A 22,679-nucleotide genomic window follows, 5' to 3' on the forward strand; every position below is an offset into this window, starting at 1 on the left:
CTGATAATGAAAGAATAAAAATAAAATACATTCATATGATGTTAAGTTGAGTTTCAAATATGGCTCTAAAGACATATGCGATTTAAGAAGCAGCACATGAGATGAGATTTTTGATCATAATGTTTTATTTTACAGGGTTTTGGCGAATAGCAATTTAAACTTAGACTAGCTTTTAAAGTTAGTATTCAATGATAGGATGCATGGGGAGATGTATTATCATTAATCTTACTTCTCGTGACAAGTGATAAAACATTAGTTAGATTGAACGATAGATAAAAAATTCATCTCATAAAAAACTATCATCAAAGACGAGGATGAATCATTTCTTAATAAACGGAATAGGAATAAAGCTCATGAGTTTTCACATATAATCTATTGTAAAAAAAACAAATACGATCAATACTATCCTACCAAGAACGAATGATGAAGCCATAAAAATGTATTTTAAATAAAAAGATTATAATGTTTAAAAATAAAAGCATATATCTTTAAGAGTTTAAAAAGATTAGGTATACTAATGATGTACAAATGAAGTAACGATCTAAATTAGCTTAATTTACTATATACAGCTATGAAATGGATCGATTTACAATCAGGTTATTAGTTCTTTCGGAGGAGAGAATGATAATTCATAAATTTATGGTTATAATGTTAAAAAATACTAAAAATAGTTATAAAAGCATTTTACTATCATTGTTCTAAAAAATTAGGTATAGTATAATGAAAGTATTTCTATTGAGTAGGATTTAATCAGGGAGGTTAATGTTATGTCTAAAGTATTCCAATCAATGGACGGATGTCAAGCAGCAGCACACGTGGCTTATGCATTTACAGAAGTAGCGGGGATTTATCCAATTACCCCATCAACACCAATGGCAGAATATACAGATTTATGGGCATCACAAGGTAAGAAAAACTTATTTGGTGCACCTGTAAAATTAGTTGAGATGCAATCAGAGGCAGGAGCTGCTGGAACAGTACACGGTTCTTTACAAGCAGGTGCATTAACGACAACGTATACAGCATCACAGGGGTTATTATTAAAAGTTCCAAATATGTATAAAATTGCAGGTGAATTATTACCGGGAGTTATTCACGTTTCTGCACGTTCTATCGCTGCACAATCATTATCAATTTTCGGGGATCACCAAGATATTTATGCAGCTCGTCAAACAGGATTTGCGATGTTAGCAACGAGCTCAGTTCAAGAAGTTATGGACTTAGGTGGGGTAGCTCACTTAGCAGCGATTAAATCAAGCATTCCATTCTTACACTTCTTTGATGGATTCCGTACATCACATGAAATTCAAAAAGTTGAAGTCATGGATTATGAGCACTTAGGAAAATTATTAGATTACGATAAAGTGCGTGAGTTCCGTGCACGTGCCATTAATCCAAATCATCCAGTGACTCGTGGTTCAGCACAAAATGATGATGTTTACTTCCAAGCGCGTGAAGTTTCAAATAAATATTATGACGCAGTTCCTAAAATCGTTGCTGATTACATGGACGAAATCACAAAGATTACAGGACGCGAATATAAACCATTTATGTATTATGGGGCAGAAGATGCAACAGATATTATCGTTGCTATGGGGTCAATTACAGAAACAATTAAAGAAACAGTGGATTACTTAATTCAAAATGAAGGACGTAAAATCGGGGTTATTACGGTTCATTTATATCGTCCATTTAGTTCAGAGTACTTCTTTAATGTTTTACCATCAACAGTAGAGCGTATTGCAGTATTAGATCGTACAAAAGAACCAGGGGCAGATAGTGAACCATTATGTTTAGATGTGCGTTCAATTTTCCATGGACGTGAAAACTCACCACGTATCGTAGGTGGACGTTTCGGATTATCATCTAAAGATACAACACCATCACACATCATTGCCGTATACGATAACTTAGCAGGAGATATGAAACATGACTTTACTGTAGGAATCGTTGATGACGTGACATTTAAATCATTACCAGTCAATAAAGAAGTCATGGTATTAAATGATGATGTAACAGAGGCATTATTCTTCGGATTAGGATCTGATGGAACAATCGGTGCCAATAAAAATACAATTAAAATCATTGGTGAAAATACAGATTTATATGCACAAGCTTACTTCGCATATGATTCTAAAAAATCTGGTGGATTAACACGTTCTAACTTACGTTTTGGTAAAGATGTCATTCGTGCGCCATATTTAGTATCAACACCAAACTTCGTTTCATGTTCAACGGATTCATATATTGGAAAATACGATATGATCAGTGGATTACGTCAAGGTGGAACGTTCTTATTAAATACAGTTCATACAGCAGAAGAAGTTATTAGTCATATGCCAAATAGCTTCAAAAAACAATTAGCAGAGAAAAATGCTAAATTATATATTATCGATGCCGTTACATTAGCTAAAGAAATCGGATTAGGACGTCGTACAAATACGATTATGCAATCCGCATTCTTTAAATTAAATGAGCAAATCATGCCATACGAACGTGCTCAAGAATTGATGAAAAAATACGTTGAGAAATTATATTCTCGTAAAGGTGAAGCAATCATCGCAATGAACTTCGCAGCGATTGATAAAGGTGCTGAAGGATTAACTGAAGTAGCAGTTGATCCAGCATGGGCAAACTTACCAGAAGAAGAAGTACAAGTGGATGAAACACGTCCTCATTTCGTTGAAACAATTGCTGATGTCATTAATCGTAGTGAAGGTGATTCATTACCAGTTTCAGCATTCGTTGATTATGCAGATGGAACAATGCCAAATGGGACAGCTGCATATGAAAAACGTGGAATTGCTAACTTCGTTCCAAAATGGATTGAAGAAAACTGTATTCAATGTAACCAATGTGCTTACGTATGTCCTCATGCAGTTATTCGTCCATTCTTAGTAACTGAAACTGAGAAAGAACAAGCTCCAGAAGGAACACGTACATTAAAAGCAATTGGTAAGGGATTAGATGGATTAGAGTATCGCATCCAAGTATCAACATTAGACTGTACAGGATGTGAAGTATGTGCTCATATCTGTCCAGGTAAAAAAGGAAATAAAGCCTTAGTCATGGTACCAATTTCTGAGGAAGTTGAAGAGGGACAAGTTGAACGTGCAGAATACTTCTTCAATAAAGTAACATATAAAGATGATTTAATGCCTAAAACAACAGTTAAAGGTTCACAATTTGCTCAACCATTATTCGAATTCTCAGGAGCATGTGCAGGATGTGGAGAAACTCCATATATCTCATTATTAACTCGTTTATTCGGAGATCGTATGACAATTGCAAATGCCACTGGATGTTCTTCAATTTATGGTGGATCATTCCCAGCGACACCATATACAACAAATGCCGAAGGAAAAGGACCAGCATGGGCAAACTCATTATTTGAAGATAATGCAGAGTTTGGATTTGGTATGCATATTGCAGCTGAAACATTACGTAACCGTATTGGAATCGTAATGGAAGAAAATATGGAGACAGTTGATGCTGAATTAGCTGGATTATTTACTAAATGGTTAGAAAACCGTCATAGTGGAGAATTAACAAAAGCTTTAGCGCCACAATTAGAAGTTGCTATTGCAAACTCAGATAATAATAACGTTAAAGAAATCTTAGACTTAAAAGATTACATTGTTAAACAATCAAACTGGATCATCGGTGGTGACGGATGGGCATATGACATCGGTTACGGTGGATTAGACCATGTTATTGCTAACAATGAAGATGTTAACATCTTAGTATTAGATACTGAGGTTTACTCAAATACAGGTGGACAATCTTCTAAATCTTCACGTGCTGCATCAATCGCTAAGTTTACAGCAGCAGGAAAAACTGGTAAGAAGAAAGACTTAGCTGCCATTGCGATGTCTTATGGACACGTTTATGTTGCTCAAGTTTCTCATGGAGCAAATCAAGCACAAGTTATTAAAGCTTTAATGGAAGCTGAAAAACATGAAGGTCCATCAATTGTCATTGCTTATTCACCATGTATTGCTCACGGAATCAAAGGTGGATTAGCTAACTCAATGAGCCAAGCTAAATTAGCAACTGAGTGCGGATATTGGCCAACATATCGCTTCGATCCAAAATTATTAGAAGTAGGTAAAAACCCATTACAAATGGATTCTAAAGCACCAAACTGGGATAAATATAAAGACTTCTTAATGAGTGAAGCTCGTTATGCTCAAGTTACAAAAATTAACCCAGAGCAAGCTGAAGAGTTATTAGAAGCGAACCGTCGTGATGCACAACGTCGTTTCCGCCAATTACAACGTATGGCTGCATTAGATTTCTCTGATGAAGTTGAAGTTGTAGAAGAAAACGAATTAGCATAATATAAAAAACTTATCGGTTAAAGCCGATAAGTTTTTTTGGCTCTTTGTCAAATAGTGTTGCTGATTAATTTTTAACCTATTACAATGAGTGACTTAAATCGAAATCCTAGTGGCTAAGCTGCTAGGATTTTTACTTTGGGTTTGGTTAGGTTTTGAGTGATAAGAATTCTTGATTTAAAATGGTAGAAACTACGATAGCCAAAAGCGATTCGTTTAATGACCTTAATTTTATTGTTAATCCCTTCAATGGGACCATTGGTATACGAAGTGGTCAGTGTGTTTTCAATATAAGACTGGTACGTTTTAAACGTTTGAAAAGCGGTTTGGAATTCAGGAGAAATCAGAGGATATTTAGCTTGAAGTAAGTGATGGAATCGCTCTAAGTTTTTGGTTTGAAGAGCGAAGAGTAAGTCTTGATAAAGATCATAGGTTGCTTTTAATTCAGGAGATAAATCAAGTAAAAAGTTTAGGATATCAATTTCTCGCATCGGTTGTTTGAAACAGTAAACGGAGCGATAAGTGGTGGTATTAATTAACGTGTGGGACTTTAAGAATAAGCGCCAGTAACGTTTAAATTTACGACTGTGTTTTTTGAATTGTTTCATGAATCGAATCCTTGTTTTATTTAACGCACGAGAAATATGTTGAACGAGATGGAATGGATCGAGGACAATTTTGGCCTGAGGAAAAAGCTCCTTAATTAAGCTGATATAAGGGGCGTACATATCAATGACAATATGTTTGACACGAGAACGTGCTTCTTGGGTATATCGTTTAAAATAGGTTTGAAGGGAACTTAAACGTCGATCTTCAATGATATCAATGATTTGTTTCGTATCGGCATCGCAAAAGATAAAGGACATATGCCCCTGGGCAGATTTAACGGATTTAAACTCATCAAAACAAAGGTTTTCAGGCAAAAAATTAAAGTTTAAGTTTTGTGACTCATAAAAGCTATGGATGATGCGATTCACAGTTGAATGAGAGACTTGATGACGACGGGAAATATCTGACTCCGAGATTTTATTTTGTGCTTCTAACGCAATGGCATGTTTGGTGTGGTAAGAAATGAAGCAGTTCTTTTCAACAATCGATGTTTTTAGAGTGAAGGTAGATTGGCAATGCCCACAGTAGTAACGTTGTTTCTTTAAAACTAAATAAGTATCATGGAGTGAAACTTTAGGAATGACAATTCGAGAGGTTTTAAACCCATGTTTTTTGAACTTTGAATCAAATAGTGTCCCACAGTGTTCGCAATGAGTGGGTTGATAAGATAAAATGCCTTTAAAAATGAAGCTAGTCACACCATGAAGCTTCACCTCTTCAAAATAATCTTCTTCAAAGGTGATCTGTTTGTCTTTAATATTTAAGAGTTTTCTAGTAAAATAGGAGTGAGACATCCAATCCATCCTTTCTATTGTTTTTTAGCCGATAACATTGTAACAGGACGGAGACGGGATGTCTCTTTTTTTATGCCATAAAAAGAGGCGTTCTTTCATCAGCAACACCAAATATTATAGAACCGTTTTTTTATATGCTTTATGTTAAAGTTGAATTCGAAAGAATGACAATAAACAACAAGTACTAAAAATAATCTATATTAAACATAAATAAAACGCTTACACAATAAGGGTGTATGTAATGGGTTACTATAAATTTAGATTTTTATAATTTGTATGACAAAAGATGATAAAAATACCAATTATGTCATGATAGTATTAGGATATTAAAGAATGTATTGTTTAAATTCAATCAATGCAGCTTTAAAAGGGAAGAAATGGGGGATTTTTTAATGAAAACTTTAGCTATGATTTTAGCAGGTGGACGTGGATCACGACTTGATATTTTATCGCTAGGAAGAGCAAAACCAAGTGTTCCATTTGCGGGGAAATTTAGAATTATAGATTTCGTATTGAGCAACTGTTCAAATTCGGAAATATACGATATTGGGATTTTAACTCAATATTTACCATTATCATTAAATGAGCATATTGGTTTAGGTCAAGCTTGGGATTTTGATCGTAAAAACACAGGAGTTACATTATTACAGCCATGCGAAGGTCACTCATCTGATCAATGGTATACAGGAACAGCGGATGCAATCTTACAAAACATTAGCTTTATTAAACGTAAAAATCCAGATAATGTTTTAATTTTATCAGGAGATCATATTTATAAAATGGATTATCGTCCACTTATTCAACAACATATTCAAACGGGTGCAGATGTAACCGTTTGCGCTCAAGAAGTAGAGTGGGAAGATGCGTCACGATTTGGAATTTTAACAGATGATGAAAATGGACGTATTATCGAGTTTGCTGAGAAACCAGCAGAACCAAAAAGCAATTTAGCATCAATGGGGATTTATGTATTTAAAACAGATGTATTAATTAATACATTACAATACTTGAAAAAAGTAGGATTAGATTTTGGAAATGATGTCATTCCTCACTTAATTTCATACGGAAATGTTTATTCTTATCGCTTCAAAGATTACTGGAAAGATGTTGGGACATATGAATCATACTTAGAAGCTAACTTAGAGTTAACAACAACGGTCGACAAAATTCGATTAGATATGTATGATAAAGACTGGATTATTCATACGAAAAGTGAAGAAAAACCAACTGCTAAATTTGGTTCAAAAGCTCAAGTATGCCAAAGTTTAATTTCTAACGGTTCAATTATTGCAGGATCTGTCACAAAGTGTGTGATTAGCCCAGGTGTTCATATTCATCCAAATGCAATTGTCCGTAATAGTATTATTATGAATGATACAATTATTGAAGAGGGATGTGTCATTGATGGTGCTATTATTGATAAAGATTGTGTGATTAAAAAAGGAAGTATTATCGGGCGTGGTACAGTCGTTTGTGCAAACCAAGATAATCCAAAAGTCTTATCAAGTGGACTAAATGTGATTGGAAAAGGTGTGCAAATTCCAGAGGGAACAATTATTGAACGTAATGTCCGAATTTTTCCACACGTTTGTGAATCCGACTTTAATGATCAAATTATTTCATGTGGTAGCACGGTGTATCCTGCGAAGGGGGCCTAGGCATGAAAATTGCGTTTGTTGCATCTGAAGTTTATCCATTCATTAAAACAGGAGGGCTAGCTGATGTTGCTTATGCCCTTCCAAAAGCATTAGTTAAGCAAGGTCATGACGTTCGTGTTATTTTACCAGGATACAAGCAAATTCCAGAAGGATTATTAAAAAATGCCTACTGGGTCACAAATGTAGATGTCATGGGAAAACTTTTTTGGATTAACTGTGTGGAATTAGAAGGTGTTAAATATTATTTAATGTTTGAACCTCTTTTTTCTAATCGTCATTCTATTTATGAATGCGAAGATCGGGATTATCAATTTGCAATGTTTTGTGAGATTACGCTTCGATTACTTAAAAATATTAATTTCCAACCGGATATTATTCATGCAAATGATTGGCAAACAGGCTTAATTCCATTCTTTATGGATCAACGCTATTATGCAGATCCATTTTATTACAAAACAAGAACCGTTTATACGATTCATAATTTAAGATTCCAAGGACAGTTTACTTCTCATGCGGTTCGACATTTAGGTTATCGATTTGATGATATAAATATAAATTATATGCAACTAGGAATTCAGTATGCGAATAAAGTAACGACAGTTAGTGAGACATATGCAAAAGAAATTTTAACAGATTTTTATGGGGAAAATTTAAATCATATTTTAAAAATGCGTGAGGCTGATTTAAGTGGAATTGTAAATGGAATTGACGTTGATCTTTTTGATCCGGAGGTTGATACAGCACTTGCTTCTCCTTATACGATTGAGACATTAACGCTAAAAGGTAAAAATAAAGAAGAATTACAGCGTCGCTTTGGGTTAGAGGTTAATCGTGACATTCCATTAATTGGCGTTGTTACACGATTAGACTCACAAAAAGGGTTAGATTTAATTACTCACATTTTAGAAGAGTTGTTGATTTATAATCATGTTCAATTCTTTTTACTTGGATCAGGTGAAGCTAAATATGAGCAATACTTCCAGTGGATTCGTGATAAGTATCCAAAACAAGTAGGCATTTATCTAGGATACAATGGTCAGCTTGCTAACCTTGTATATGGTGCAAGTGATATGTTCTTAATGCCGTCCTTATATGAACCTTGCGGATTATCACAATTAATTTCACTTCGCTATGGAGCGGTTCCAATTGTACGTGAAACAGGGGGATTAAATGATACGGTTCATGCGTACAATGAAGAAACAGGTGAAGGAAATGGATTTAGTTTTACAAACTACAACGCTCATGACATGTTATATACCATTCGTCGAGCATTAAATTATTATCATGAGAAGCCTGAGATTTGGCAACAGTTAATGACGACAGGAATGATGGGGGATTATTCATGGGAATCATCAGCTCATCGTTACGTCGAGTTATATCAGTCCATGTTTAAATAAATGATAAAAGCATAGAAGTGATCATCCTGCTTCTATGCTTTTTTATTATTGATTGATAAGATTAACTATTTGGTAAAAACTAAATTTGAAAGACTAATCTTAGGAGACCATTGATTAGTTGACATGAAGTTATAAGAAGAAAAAAAGTAAACAGTTTTAATTCCAAAATAAATGCAATCTTTAAAAATTTTTAATTCATTATTCTATTAGAGCTTTGCTCCTTAGAACAGGAATTCTTAGTCTTAATTTTACAGAGCTTCTGAAATGTAAAAATGTCTTAAAGATAAGAATTTGTACCTCATATCCTTAACTGTAAAAAGGTGAAATACGTTGTTGGTTTATAGATAGATTATGGTAAAATAGCATATATACCAAATGTCGAATTTAAGCGCAAAAAAAGGTGATAATATGTCAATCGATAAAAATAAAATTGAAACAGCAGTCAGAATGATTTTAGAAGCTGTTGGAGAGAATCCCGATCGTGAAGGATTATCTGATACACCTGCTCGTGTAGCACGTATGTATGAAGAAGTGTTTAGAGGTTTACAAGAAGACCCGGCTAAACATTTACAGGTCTATTTTAGTGAAGAATATGATCAGTATGTACTAGTGCAAGATATCGTGTTTCACTCGATGTGTGAACATCACTTACTTCCTTTTTTCGGGAAAGTTCATGTCGCATATTATCCAGCTAATAATGAAGTAGTCGGATTAAGTAAAATAGCACGAGTGACTGATGTTATTTCGCGTCGACCACAACTTCAAGAACGTATGGGAAAACAAATTGGTGATACGATTTCAAGCGCTATTAACTCTAAAGGAGTAATGGTTGTGATTGAGGCTGAGCATATGTGCATGGTGATGCGAGGAATTAAAAAAACTGGAGCCGTAACAAAAACAATTTATAGTACAGGAATTTTTAAAGAAGATTTAGCCATGCGCCAAGAAGTTTTAAATTTAATTAAAGGATAGGAGTAGTCAGATGCGTTATTTAAGTAGTGGAGAATCGCATGGTCCACAATTAACGGCCATTATTGAGGGGGTACCTGCCGGTCTTGCTTTAACAGCGGAAATGATTAATGAGGAATTAGCGATTCGTCAACAAGGATATGGTCGTGGTGATCGAATGAAGATTGAAACTGATCAAGTTCAAATCACTAGTGGTGTACGCCACGGAATCACGTTAGGTTCTCCCATTACCTTAGTCATTAAGAATAAAGATAATAAAAACTGGGGACAGGTCATGGCGATTGAACCAGTGACGGATTGTGATTATGAGATAAAAAAAGTTCCAAGACCAGGACATGCTGATTTAGTCGGTGCGATGAAGTATGGTCATCGTGATTTAAGGAATGTATTAGAACGCTCATCAGCGCGTGAAACAGCTATTCGTGTAGCCGTTGGGGCAGTAGCTAAGCAAATTTTAAAAGCACTAGATATAGAAGTCATTTCTCATGTTTTACAAATCGGTAAAGTAAACGTATCCAATTATCCTGATACGATCGCTTTGATTAAAGAAAATCTCACTCATTCTCCTGTTCGTTGCGTTGATGAATCTATTTCTATTCAAATGTGCCAACATATTGACGAGGCCAAGCAAAAGGGAGATTCAGTCGGTGGAATTGTTCAAGTCATTGCTGAAAATGTACCAGTTGGTTTAGGAAGTTATGTTCAATTTGATCGTAAGTTAGACGCTAAACTTGCAGCCGCTTTTATGGGGGTCCAGTCGGTTAAGGGCGTTTATTTTGGTGATGCGATGATGGCAAGTTCTGAGTTTGGAAGTCAGGTTCATGATCAAATTGTTTATGATCAACAGTTTACCCGAATGAGTAATCATTATGGAGGTTTTGAAGGGGGAATGACTAATGGAATGCCGATTGTTATTCAGGCGATGATTAAGCCGATTCCAACGTTATATCAACCATTAAATTCTGTTCATATTGAAACAAAAGAGGTCTGTGAAAGTATGATTGAACGTTCAGATAGCTGTGTGGTTCCTGCTGCTGGAGTGGTACTAGAATCAGTGCTAGCCTATGAATTAGCGAAAGAAATTTTAGAAGAATTTCAATCGAATCAAATGTCTAACTTAATTGAAGCAGTCGGGCAGTATCGTCAAGAGATGAAGAGATTTTAATAGGATTCCAATGTTGACTTAATGAAGAAGATTCATTCCTTCATGCCATATATTTATGATTTGAAAAATAAATCAATTATTTTAAAGGAATTGAAAGAAGAGGTGAAAAGATGTCATTAAAAGGAACGATTAAAGTATCAGGAGATAAATCAATTACTCATCGTGCCATTATTTTAAGTAGTTTAGCAAAAGGGAAAACGGTCATTCACGATCCATTACTTGGTGAGGATTGTTTGAGTACATTGAAAATTTTCAATCAATTTGGTGTTCAATCTGAGCTTCAAGATAATGAATTAATCATTACGAGTCCCGGAATGGATGCTTTTAACTACGATGAGACGATTTTAGATGCCGGAAATTCTGGAACCACTGCTCGTTTATTAATGGGGGTTTTATCTAACTTATCGACAACCCTTACATTAATAGGAGATGAATCCTTATCTAAACGCCCGATGAAACGTGTGACACAGCCCCTTTCCCAAATGGGAGCACAAATTGAATTAACCAATGATTCGACGTTACCAGCAACTATTACGGGTCAATCGTTAGTGGGAATCACTTATGAACTTCCTGTTGCAAGTGCTCAAGTTAAATCTGCTATTATGTTAGCGGGAATGTTAGCTAATAAAACGACAGTGATTCATGAGCCGATTGAAACGCGCGATCATACGGAAAAGATGTTTGAAGATTTTCAAATTGTCTATAATAAAGTGAACCAAGTGATTTCAATCAACGGACCACAACGCCCTGTCACACCAGGAGATATTTATGTTCCGGGTGATATTTCATCCGCGGCTTTTTTTATCGTCGCTGCATTAATGGTACCTGGAAGTGACGTGACGATTGAAAACGTAGGAATTAATCCAACTCGTTCAGGACTTATTGATGTCATTCAGGCAATGAGAGGGAATCTGACTTTGACGAATGAGCGTTACTTTGGAAAAGAGCTCGTTGCCGATATTCGTGTGAAATATACAAAGGATTTAGTTTCAACGACGATTGAAGGTAATTTAATTCCTCGATTAATTGATGAAATTCCTATTTTAGCTTTACTTGCTACTCGTGCCAATGGAATCACCGTCATTAAAAATGCTGAAGAATTAAAAGTTAAAGAAACAAATCGCATCGATGTGACGGTTGAACAGTTAAAGGCGATTGGAGCTAATATAAAAAGTACATCTGATGGGATGATTATTACTGGAACTCCTATGGGTACTTTTAAAGCCGCGCCAGTTGCTAGTTATAAAGATCATCGGATTGCCATGATGTTGTGTGTTGCATCTTTATTAATCGATGAACCATTATTGATTAAAGATGTTGAAGCCATGGCCATTTCGTATCCAGAATTTTTAGATCACTTAAATCATTTATTAGATAAAGTATCTTAAACAGATAAATGACTTTTTTATAAAGAAGATAGAGGTGTATTAGATGTCAATTGAATATTTTATTGAGTTATATGAGAAGGGGCAATTAACTGAAGAAGTGATGGAACAGATGCAACACTTTGCGTTTGATGCAAATGATGATGAAGTTTTCATTATTGCTCAAATTTTCGCCGCGATGGCACATGTATCAAAGGCTATTGAATTAGTAGAGCCGTTATTAGTGAAATATCCAAATGAAGTGAATTTAAAAACTTTTTTAGCTGATTTATATTTGGATTTAGCTGAAGATGAAAAAGCATTAGATTTATTATCCGGTGCAGATGAAGAGACAAACGCAAGCATTCTTTTACTAGAAGCCGATATGTATATTGCACAAGGTTTATTTGAAGTAGCAGAAGATAAATTGAAAAAAGCATTAGCGTTAGAACCGCAAAATGATTTAATTAAATTAGCTTATGCCGAATTTTATCATCACATTGGAGAATTTGAAAAAGCATTAAATTTATACTTAGATTTAATTGAGTGTGGATTAAATGCTGAGATTAATGTGTATGATCGTTTAGCGACTTGTTATAGTCACGTTGGAGAATTTGAAAAAGCATTAGAACAGTTTAGTTTATCAGAAAAATATTTTGGTAAACTGAATACGGATCAATTGTTTAATAAAGGATTCCTTGCTTATCAGGTAGGCGATGAGTCATTAGCTAAACATGTTTTTCATGACTTAAAAGAATTAGATCCAACGTATGATACGATCTATCCATTACTTGCAAAAATTTATTTAAAAGAAGAAGACGTTGAAAAAGCACTTGAAATGGTTCAAGAAGGAATCACACATAATGAATTTAACGCTGAGTTACACTTCTTAAAAGGAGCGGCATTAGAAAAATTAAAAGATTTAGAAAATGCTCGAGATGCTTACTACGAGGCATTAAACTTAGATCCAGAAGACTTAGAATCAGCACTACGTAGTAATCGTATTTGTTTAGCATTAGAGGATTTTGAAGAGGTTGTTCAAAATATTAAGCATTACGAAGAAAATGGATTGTTTGATAGTCGATTTGATTGGGATTTAGCGATTGCATTTTTAGAGTTAGAAGATTATGATGAGGCAGCGGCTAGTTTTGAGAAGGCATTGATGAATTATGGCGATAGTGTTGATTTCTTATTCGATTATGCTCAGTTTTTGATGGAGGAAGGTCGCCGTGAAGAAGCTGTTCAGACACTTGAGAAAATCTTAAGTCTTGATTCGAGTTTAACGCCAGCTCGAGAACTTTTAGATAATTTAATGGAATAGTTGTGTAAAGTTGAAAAAACGTTTTATAAAATAACGTTAAAAGATTTAAAAAGGTGTATAATAAATTTTAATAAGATTTATTAGAGGTGATTAAACAATGTTCTTATATGGATATGGTTATTACGGTGGATATGGAATGAGATATGATTCTTCTTATATCATTTATTTATTAATCGCACTTATTGTGCCAATGCTTGCGCAAGGTTATTTATCATCAACGTTTAATCAATACTTACGTGTTCGTGCATCATCAGGATTAACAGGAGCCGATGTGGCGCGTCGTATCTTAGATCGTAATGGATTACAGCATGTTCATTTAACAGAGGTAGGTGGACGCTTAAGCGACCATTATGACCCAACTCGAAAAACAGTTCGTTTATCTCGAGATATTTATCATGGAACATCAATTGCAGCGTTAGCGGTAGCTGCTCATGAATGTGGACATGCGATTCAACATGCTAACGCTTATGCACCGCTTCAATTCCGTTCAGCTTTATTTCCTATTGTTAACTTTGCCAATAAGTTTGGATACTTAGCTATTTTAATTGGATTATTTGCTCAAAGTACAGGATTTTTATTTTTAGGAATCATCATGGTAGGTGTGACGGTTTTATTCCAAGTCATCACATTACCAGTTGAATTTAATGCCTCAACTCGTGCTGTTGCACAGTTATCAGAAATGAATATTTTATATGATCAAACTGAAAAAACAGGTGCACGTAAAGTCTTAACGGCAGCTGCCTTAACTTATGTTGCAGGAACAGTTGTGGCTATTGCTGAGTTATTACGTTTAGTTATGATCTTTAATTCACGTAATCGTGATTAATAAAAAGTCATCAATCTTTTAGGGATTGATGACTTTTTTATCATTTATAAATTAAAGTTTTTCTGCCAATCGGCAGTTAAGTCAAATGAAACTGATAACGTTGTTAGAATAAATTTTATTTTATAAGTATTAAAAAGTGTATAATAAAATAGAGAAGAGTTGAAGATTTATAAAAAAAGCGACTAAGTTTTTAGTCGCTTTTAGTCAAAGTAAGGAATTCCATTAGAATCAAAGGTAAATCCTTCTCCTAGTGTTTCATAGACATGACTCACACTGACGAACGCTTGTGGGTCAATTTCATAAATAATTTCTTTTAAAGGATTTAGCTCACGTTTATTAATAATGGTTAGAATAATTGTTTTATTATTTTTATTATATGATCCCATTCCATGAATAAAGGTTGCCCCGCGATTCATTTGATGATGAATGGCATCAGCAATTTGCTCAAATTTATCTGAAATAATTAAAACTTCTTGTCCAGCACGGAATCCCGCTTGGAATCGATCAATGATTTGAGCAGCAATGTATAACCCGATAATTGTATAGATAGCGTTTGTAAACGATAAGAAAATAATCATAGAAATTCCGATGACAATCGCATCAAAGGCAAACATCGTACGTGCCATAGGGATTCCGATTTTATCTTTTACAATTTTAGCGATAATGTCAACACCACCAGTTGTTCCACCTGCATTAAAAATAAGTCCAAGTCCTGTTCCAACTAAAACACCCATTCCAAGTGAAGCAATAATCATATCGTTTGGTAATGGAGGAATTAAATGTCCAAGCATTTCAAATAAACTTAAAAAGATCGATAACATCACTGTTCCATAAATGGTTAACCAAAATCCTTTTTTGCTAAATTGGCGGTAACCAATGATTAGCATTGGAATATTTAACAGTAAATTACTAATTCCTGTGCTAATTCCAAATAGATGATATAAGATAATGGTTACACCTGTAAATCCCCCTTCAGCCATATGATTAGTTACAGCAAAGTTAATAATACCAAATGCCATAAAAGCTGTTCCAAGAGCAATTAAACCTAATTGTTTGATTAATTTTTTTGACACGACAAACCTCCTATGTTTTTTCCATTTTATATATTATTATATCACGTTTATTGAAACTTAAAATAAAATAAACTATAAAGTCCAGATAAGTTTTTTACATCGTGAAAAACTTTTAACTAGACTATCGTCAGCCATTCACGGCACAACGATCAACTATTGAGTGTTTCGTGAGAGATGCAGGTTTTATTTCTGTTCATATATAGAAATAATAGGAAATGTAGGAGTGATATAATGAAACGGATTGTTCTTGGTGGTCTTGAAGGTCAGATGGGAAGCTTTCTAGCGGAAGCTTTGAAATCAGAAGAAGGAATAGAGTTAGTAGCGGGAATTAGTGAATTAGAAAAATTAGATGGGGAAATTCCCATTTATAACGATATTGATAAAGTGTTACGAGAAGTGGAGTTTGATGTGTACGTTGACTTTACAGTTTATACATTCGCAAAGAAAGCATCAGAAAAGATGTTGAAAGCAGGAAAAGCCATTGTGATTGGAACGACGGGATTTAACAAAGAAGACGTTGATTATTTAAAAGAAGTTGCAAAGCAATATGGTGGTAAAGGAGTCATAGCTCCTAATTTTTCAATTGGAGCCATTTTAATTAATAAATTTACGGAGATTTGTTCTCGTTATTTTAAAAGTTTTGAGATTGTAGAGTATCATCACGTTAATAAAAAGGATCAACCTTCTGGAACTGCAACTTATATAGCTAACACACTTGATTGTGCACTAAAACGTGAACTAGAAACAACTCATATTCATAGTATTCGTATGCCAGGTGTTTTAGCTAAACATCAAGTGTTAGTTAGTGATGAGTTTCAAATTCTTGAATTGATTCATCAATCAAACACCAGACATTCATTTGAAGCAGGAATTATCCTTGCGATTAGAAAAGTTGAGGAGTTACAGGAGCTTGTGTATGGATTACAACATTTAATTGATTAAGCCTTCGATTGAAGGCTTTTTTTATGATAAAAGTAGGCTATGAGTTGATTATCCGCTTTAATGTTAAGTATAATAAGAAGAGTATAATTTAAAGACGGAGTGTTGCAGATGAAGTTACTGACAGTTGGGAAAAAGGTTCTCAAAACATTAAATGAAGCGGGATATGAAGCATATTTTGTGGGTGGAATGGTGCGTGATCAGTTACTTGGACGATCAATTTATGATGTTGATATTACAACGTCGGCCACACCAAATGTCGTTATGTCTTTATTTGAAAAAACGATTGCCACAGGATTAGCTCATGGAACGGTCACTGTGATGATGGATCAATTTCCCGTTGAAGTAACGACATTTCGCGTAGAAACAGGATACAGTGATTATCGTCATCCAAATGAAATTCACTTTACATCTTCATTAGCAGAGGATTTAAAACGTCGTGATTTTACGATTAATGCAATCGCGCAAGATAGTGAAGGATATCTTCATGATCCGATGAACGGGTTAGTTGATTTAAAGTCACGTTGTTTAAAGTGTGTAGGAGATTCCACGAAAAGATTTACCGAAGATCCTCTTCGCATATTACGTGGGATTCGCTTTGTATCTAAGTTAGGTTTTAATTTAGATCAAAAGACATTAGAAGGAATGAAACAAGTTAATTCTTTGATTGAAAATATTTCAAAAGAGCGTGTGAAAAAGGAATTAGAGGGCGTTATTCAAGGTGATTTTAGGCAAGACGCCATGAGTTATCTATATGATATTGGACTGTTAAATTATTTACCCGGATTAAGCACGTTATCGTCCTACCAAGGATATAATTTTAACTTATTAACTCATCCCATTTTACTTTTCACACTAGCTAGTTTGTCATTAGAGGAGCTCAATTCGTATTTAATGAGCTGGCCATTTTCTCGTGAGGAAAGAAAATGCATTAGTGTTTTATCTCAAGCGATAGCTAACAAGACACCGATGCCGTATTTTTTATATCAATATAAAGAAGAGTGGGCGCAATTATATCATGAACTCATTTGTTTCTTAAATCAAAAGCAGATACATTATAAAACATATATGTTACCGATTCAAAGTCGCAAAGATTTAGCAATCAATGTAAAAACAATAACGACACTAATTGATCGACCGAAAGGTCGATGGATTCAACAATTAGTAGAGATGATAGAATATGAGATTGTAATGAATCAACTCGTTAACGAAAAAAGTGCGATTATTGAATTTATTAAAGCCTATGAACAAGGAGTTAAAGATGAAAAAAAAGAATAAAAGATTAAGGCGAATTATTTTGTTTATCATGGTCATCATTGCTTCAGTGCTTATTATGCTTGCCTCATACGTTTTACAGCAGAATAAGCACTTAATGACTTATCAAAAATCATTAGCAAAATTACCAGAGGTTGACCAAGTACTAGAAATTTCAGAGTACAGCGGAATGGAATCTTATTATGTCGCTAAGGTCCTTCTAACAACTGACCTAGAATACTATTATTTCATTAAAGATGATATTGTTGAGTATAGTTACCCAGTGACGGATCTAATGACAGCACAACAAGCCGTTAAACACGCATTAGCTTCACATCAAGGAACGGTGACGCATTATTATTTAGGAATATATGATGAAAAACCAGTCTACGAAGTTGAAATTTCATCAACTCGTGGAGAAGAGTATGTCATCGTGGACGCTCAAAGTGGTGACATCGTACTACAATTCGTTATCAACTAGGAGAGATTCAAATGTATGAATTATGGAAAAATAATTTATTAGATTTTAATACGTTATTGTTAACCATTTATAGTGAATTAGGATTAAATGAACAAGAATATGTGTTCTTAGTTTTATTAGCTCGCTTAATTCAAACTAAACCAGGAGATTGGACATTTGCGGATATTTCGACTCATATGACGATAGATGATGCGAGTTGTTCATTGTTATTTATTAGCCTTGTCGAACGTCAATATGTTTCAGTAACTAGTCAAACTGACACTGAGGGTAAAAGATTTGAAGAATACTCTATTTTACCGTTATTTGAAAAAATAAATAAACATTTAAAACAAAAGAAAAATCAATCACAGTCGACTCAACGAGAAGAAATTTTCAAAATGATTGAGCAAGAATTTGGAATTTTAAGTCCACTTGATATTGAGACCATTCATTTATGGATGACAGAAGATAACTTTAATGGGGATTTAATCAAATTAGCGATTCAAGAAATGAATTCTTATCAAATTAAATCTATTCGTTACATTGATAAGATTTTACTAGAATGGAAAAAGAAAAATATTACAACGATTGAAGAAGCAAAACGTCAGTTAATTGCTTTTCGTCAACGTAAACAAACGGCAGCTACAACATCGGCACAAGCACCGGTTGTTGATCCTAATTTCTACTATGATTGGATGAATGAATAAATAATTAACGAAGGAGAACATCATGATATCAAAGAAAAAAGCAGCTGAGATGATCGATGTCATGGAAGAATTATTTCCTGATGCACATTGTGAATTAAATTTTGGAAATGAATTTGAACTAGTATTAGCCGTCTTATTATCAGCACAGACGACAGATAAAAGTGTCAATAAATTGACTCAGACATTGTTTGAAAAATATAAAACACCAAATGATTATTTAGCTGTTGAGCTTGAACAGCTCGAACAAGATTTGAAGACGATTGGGCTTTATCGTAGCAAAGCTAAAAATATTCAAGCATTATGTAAAATGCTTCTAGAAGACTATAAAGGTGTTGTACCGAATGAATTTGAGAAGTTAGTCAAGCTACCAGGTGTTGGACGAAAGACGGCGAATGTGGTTTTATCTGTTGGATTTAACGTTCCACGTATTGCGGTCGACACACATGTCGATCGCATCTCTAAACGATTAGGATTTGCTAAAGGAGACGATACCGTTTTAGACGTTGAACATAAGTTAATGCGTTTAATCCCAGAAGAGAGATGGTCAAAATCCCATCATTTAATGATCTTTTTTGGACGCTATCACTGTACAGCAAAAAATCCTAAGTGTGAAACGTGTCCGTTATTTTCTTCTTGTAAAGAAGGTAAACGTCTACTTAAAAAGAAAATATAAAAAAGAATTCATCACTTGATGAGTTCTTTTTTTCATCGATAAAGGAGTAGGATATAAAAAAAACCTTAGTGAGAACGTCTCACTAAGGTTTTGAGATAAATTTTATTTTGAAATATTATTCTTCATTCTTTTCCTAATCTTCATTCTTTTCCTAATCTTCATCGTTTTCTTGATCAGAATCAGGTGTGTTTTCTGGTGAAGAGATATTACCTGAAGAGCCTTTTGAAATTGTAATAGTTAACGTTGATCCTGGTGTGATAGATGAACCGATACCTGGATTAGAACCGATAAATCCACCACTTGGAATCGTTTCATGATATTCTTCAACAACTGAGACAGTGATTGAATTTAATGAAGCCCAAGCTTGATACTGACTAATGAAGTCCGCTTCATTTTTGAAATTTGGTACAGTTAATTTTGCTGATGCAAGCGTAACTGTTAATGTTTCTCCAGGAAGTAATGTTCCACTTGCTGGTGATGTAGAGACAACTAAGCCATTTGCGACTTCAGTGGTTGGTTTTTCGGTGTATGAAACCGTCACACCGTTTGATGAAGCCCAATCTTCGACTTGCTGTTTCGTCCATTCCTTCATATTTGGAATTTCTACTGGTTTTGAACAGTTATCACAGTCTACTGTAATTGCTTTCGAGTTGTTACTTGTTAGTGCTCCTGATTTTTCATAACGAGCTCGAACATAGAAATCACTGTATTTAGACATTTCACCGATTGTAACATCAGTACTGAACGAATTATCCGTTGTTGATCCAATTAAAACTTCATTTCCTGCATAATCTGTTGCAAAAATATCATAGATTGTTTGTCCAATCGTCTGAATTTGTTTTAACATCATGCGAAGTTGGGACTCAGATGGATTTGGAGGCGTGATTTGACTAATTTTTGTTGCATTTGTCGCTAAGTTAGCAGCGTAACTAATTTTAGAATTAATTTCCGATTCTGTTAACGTATAGCCTTTAACATGATCCCAAGAGAAACTTAAGTTAGAACCATTATATGATCCAGTAAAGTTTTGTGGTGTATCTAACTGTTGGAAACGAGTTGAGACACCGCTTGGTCCATAGCCTTTAATAAATAACTCACTTCCGATATATTGACTCGGTGTAAACTGTGATGGACTTTGAACTTCACCATCTTTAGTTCCACTTTCAAGCTCAATACTATATGATTGAATACTGCTTGGACGAGTTGGTTCAACATAACCTGATGGATTTAAGCGAGACATTAATGTTTTAAACACGACCCAAGGATAGGATTGAGTGCGTTGAGTAATGTATCCCTCATTATTTTTATCAAATCCAGTCCAAATAGCTGCCGTGTAATAATTAGAAAATCCGACAAACCATGAGTCACGGATGGCATTTGATGGATAACCATAAGATTCACGATCTTGTGGAGAAAGATTGGTTGTTCCTGTTTTTCCTGATAAATACATTCCACCTACATTGGCGCTTGTTCCTGTTCCATCAGTCATAACAGAGTGAAGCATTTCGGTCATTAAATAGGCTGTCTCTTCGCTCATGGCGCGATGTGACTCTTGTTCAGCATTAATTACCATTCCATCACTTGTCACAATTTTTTCAATGGTAATAGGTTCATTATAAATTCCGCCATTTCCAAATGAAGCATAGGCAGCAGCCATTAATAAAGGTGAAAAACCGTACTCGACTCCACCGATTGCACTTGCCTCATATAGTGGGTCATCTCCAAAGTCAAATCCAAGACCTTCAGCAAATGTTTTAACATTATCTGATCCGGCAGCATTAAACGCTTTAACGGCTGGAACATTCAATGATTTATTTAATGCGTATCGAATTGTCATACGCCCTTGATACATATGGTTATAGTTGTGAACAATATTTCCATCTTGATAAGCATATAACTCATCATCAACGGTTGTTCCTGTTCCCCATTTTAAATATTCAATAGCTGGCCCGTAAGCAAAGATTGGTTTTGCCGTTGAACCAGGTTGACGTTGAAGTTGCGTTGCAAAGTTTTTCGTTCGAACAGCACCGGTTTCGTTTGCTCCACCACCAATTGCTCGAACTTGTCCCGTTTCAGTATCTAAAAAGACAATACCTGATTGAATGTCATTTCCTGTATTTAAATCAGTACTTGACCAGTTCACGTAATCCTTCGTATTTTGAATGTCGTAAACTAATGACTGAGCAGCAGGGTCCATGTTCGTATAAATTTGTAATCCGGCATAAGGATCTAAACCATACTTTTCTTCAACCTCGCTTAAAACAGCGTCAATATACGATTGATATTTTGTTTTATCTGTTGTTTCAGATTCTGTATAGACTAATAAGTCGGTAATTGGTTCAGCAGCCGCTAGTGTTGCTAACTCTTCTGTGATATATCCGTGTTTGACCATTAATTTTAATACGGTATCACGGCGTTTTTCAGCTGCATCCGGATAAAAATCTGGACGGTATCTATTTGGTGATTGAACGAGTCCTGCTAATGTTGCAGCCTGAGAAAGCGTTAAATCACTTGCTGTTGTACCAAAATAATATTCAGCAGCTTTTTGAATCCCGTTGATGCTACCTCCAAATGGAGAATAGTTTAAATAAGCCTCAATGATTTGTTCTTTTGTTAGCACTTTTTCAATTTGGATAGATAAGTATAATTCCTTAATCTTACGATCAATTGATTTTTCACTAGTTAAGTGAGTTTGTTTAATTAACTGTTGCGTTAATGTACTTGCTCCTTGATCAAAATCTCCAGATTTTAAGTTTGCAAAGAGTGCAACGATGAAGCGTGGCCAATCAGCACCTGCATGTTCATAAAATTTTGAATCTTCGACTGCAACAATGGCATCGATTAAGACAGGAGAGATTTCATCATAAGAGACCCACTCGCGTTTTTGAATTCCAAGTTCATCAATGATATTTCCGTCTTTATCATAGATGATTGTTGATTCCGTTGCATAAATTTTTGAAATATCAAGCTCAGGAGCTGTTTCTATTGTTTTTAAAATGATGAAGCTCCCAATCATCATTGCTGCGATTCCCCCTAGTAGCCCAACTAATAGGAATGATTTAAAAATAGTTCCAATAGCTTGGAGCAGGGTGAGAGCAAATTTTTTACTACTATTCTTCTGCATCTAAGTCAC

16 protein-coding genes are annotated in these 22,679 nt (G+C 34.7%); 13 read left to right on the forward strand and 3 right to left on the reverse strand.

Translation table 11 applies throughout. The features are described 5' to 3' along the window. Positions 1-767: 767 nt before the first annotated feature. Positions 768-4,340 (forward strand): pyruvate:ferredoxin (flavodoxin) oxidoreductase, encoded by a 3,573-nt coding sequence (gene nifJ / locus JRC48_RS00740; RefSeq protein WP_235069972.1) that lies wholly within the window; start codon positions 768-770, stop codon positions 4,338-4,340. Between the two features lie 113 nt (positions 4,341-4,453). On the opposite strand, the gene JRC48_RS00745 is transcribed toward nifJ, so the two are convergent. Continuing rightward, positions 4,454-5,740: an ISL3 family transposase gene (locus JRC48_RS00745; RefSeq protein ID WP_235069973.1), complete on the reverse strand. Its 1,287-nt coding sequence runs from the start codon at positions 5,738-5,740 to the stop codon at positions 4,454-4,456. Positions 5,741-6,132: 392 nt separating this feature from the next. On the opposite strand from JRC48_RS00745, the gene JRC48_RS00750 reads away from it, so the two are divergent. From JRC48_RS00750 to JRC48_RS00780, 7 genes are all read left to right on the forward strand, one after another. After that, positions 6,133-7,398: a glucose-1-phosphate adenylyltransferase family protein gene (locus JRC48_RS00750; RefSeq protein WP_235069974.1), complete on the forward strand. Its 1,266-nt coding sequence runs from the start codon at positions 6,133-6,135 to the stop codon at positions 7,396-7,398. A gap of 2 nt (positions 7,399-7,400) precedes the next feature. After that, entirely contained in the window at positions 7,401-8,795 is a 1,395-nt protein-coding gene (locus tag JRC48_RS00755; protein ID WP_235069975.1) for a glycogen synthase, read from the forward strand. A gap of 408 nt (positions 8,796-9,203) precedes the next feature. Then, positions 9,204-9,767 (forward strand): GTP cyclohydrolase I FolE, encoded by a 564-nt coding sequence (gene folE / locus JRC48_RS00760; protein WP_235069976.1) that lies wholly within the window; start codon positions 9,204-9,206, stop codon positions 9,765-9,767. Between the two features lie 10 nt (positions 9,768-9,777). Beyond that, positions 9,778-10,929 carry a chorismate synthase gene (aroC, locus tag JRC48_RS00765; protein ID WP_235069977.1) on the forward strand — a complete coding sequence of 384 codons (1,152 nt, stop codon included), beginning with the start codon at positions 9,778-9,780 and terminating at the stop codon, positions 10,927-10,929. A 110-nt stretch (positions 10,930-11,039) separates the two neighbouring features. Beyond that, the gene (aroA, locus tag JRC48_RS00770; RefSeq protein ID WP_235069978.1) at positions 11,040-12,317 is read left to right on the forward strand and encodes a 3-phosphoshikimate 1-carboxyvinyltransferase; all 1,278 of its coding nucleotides are present in this window, start codon (positions 11,040-11,042) and stop codon (positions 12,315-12,317) included. A 43-nt stretch (positions 12,318-12,360) separates the two neighbouring features. Beyond that, the gene (locus JRC48_RS00775) at positions 12,361-13,614 is read left to right on the forward strand and encodes a tetratricopeptide repeat protein (RefSeq protein WP_235069979.1); all 1,254 of its coding nucleotides are present in this window, start codon (positions 12,361-12,363) and stop codon (positions 13,612-13,614) included. A 97-nt stretch (positions 13,615-13,711) separates the two neighbouring features. Next, the gene (locus JRC48_RS00780) at positions 13,712-14,440 is read left to right on the forward strand and encodes a zinc metallopeptidase (protein ID WP_235069980.1); all 729 of its coding nucleotides are present in this window, start codon (positions 13,712-13,714) and stop codon (positions 14,438-14,440) included. Positions 14,441-14,640: 200 nt separating this feature from the next. Here JRC48_RS00780 and JRC48_RS00785 read toward each other — a convergent pair whose 3' ends face one another. Continuing rightward, complete coding sequence (locus JRC48_RS00785; protein ID WP_235069981.1) at positions 14,641-15,513, reverse strand: YitT family protein; 873 nt, start codon at positions 15,511-15,513, stop codon at positions 14,641-14,643. Between the two features lie 231 nt (positions 15,514-15,744). Between JRC48_RS00785 and dapB the strand changes: the two genes are divergently transcribed. The 5 genes from dapB (at position 15,745) to nth (ending at position 19,546) form a co-directional block, all read left to right on the forward strand. Next, positions 15,745-16,455, forward strand: coding sequence for a 4-hydroxy-tetrahydrodipicolinate reductase (dapB, locus tag JRC48_RS00790; protein WP_235069982.1), 711 nt, complete (start codon positions 15,745-15,747; stop codon positions 16,453-16,455). 108 nt (positions 16,456-16,563) lie between these two features. After that, positions 16,564-17,730, forward strand: a complete 1,167-nt coding sequence (locus JRC48_RS00795) for a CCA tRNA nucleotidyltransferase (protein ID WP_235069983.1) — start codon at positions 16,564-16,566, stop codon at positions 17,728-17,730. Next, entirely contained in the window at positions 17,714-18,187 is a 474-nt protein-coding gene (locus JRC48_RS00800; protein WP_235069984.1) for a PepSY domain-containing protein, read from the forward strand. Before JRC48_RS00795 ends, JRC48_RS00800 begins: the two co-directional genes overlap by 17 nt. A gap of 11 nt (positions 18,188-18,198) precedes the next feature. After that, positions 18,199-18,873, forward strand: a complete 675-nt coding sequence (locus JRC48_RS00805) for a DnaD domain-containing protein (protein WP_235069985.1) — start codon at positions 18,199-18,201, stop codon at positions 18,871-18,873. A 22-nt stretch (positions 18,874-18,895) separates the two neighbouring features. Beyond that, positions 18,896-19,546 carry an endonuclease III gene (gene nth, locus JRC48_RS00810; RefSeq protein ID WP_235069986.1) on the forward strand — a complete coding sequence of 217 codons (651 nt, stop codon included), beginning with the start codon at positions 18,896-18,898 and terminating at the stop codon, positions 19,544-19,546. 151 nt (positions 19,547-19,697) lie between these two features. Here nth and JRC48_RS00815 read toward each other — a convergent pair whose 3' ends face one another. Continuing rightward, complete coding sequence (locus tag JRC48_RS00815) at positions 19,698-22,670, reverse strand: transglycosylase domain-containing protein (RefSeq protein WP_235069987.1); 2,973 nt, start codon at positions 22,668-22,670, stop codon at positions 19,698-19,700. Positions 22,671-22,679 lie beyond the last annotated feature (9 nt).

Source organism: Turicibacter sp. TJ11 (genome assembly GCF_021497505.1).
Classification (GTDB): Bacteria; Bacillota_I; Bacilli_A; order MOL361; family Turicibacteraceae; genus Turicibacter.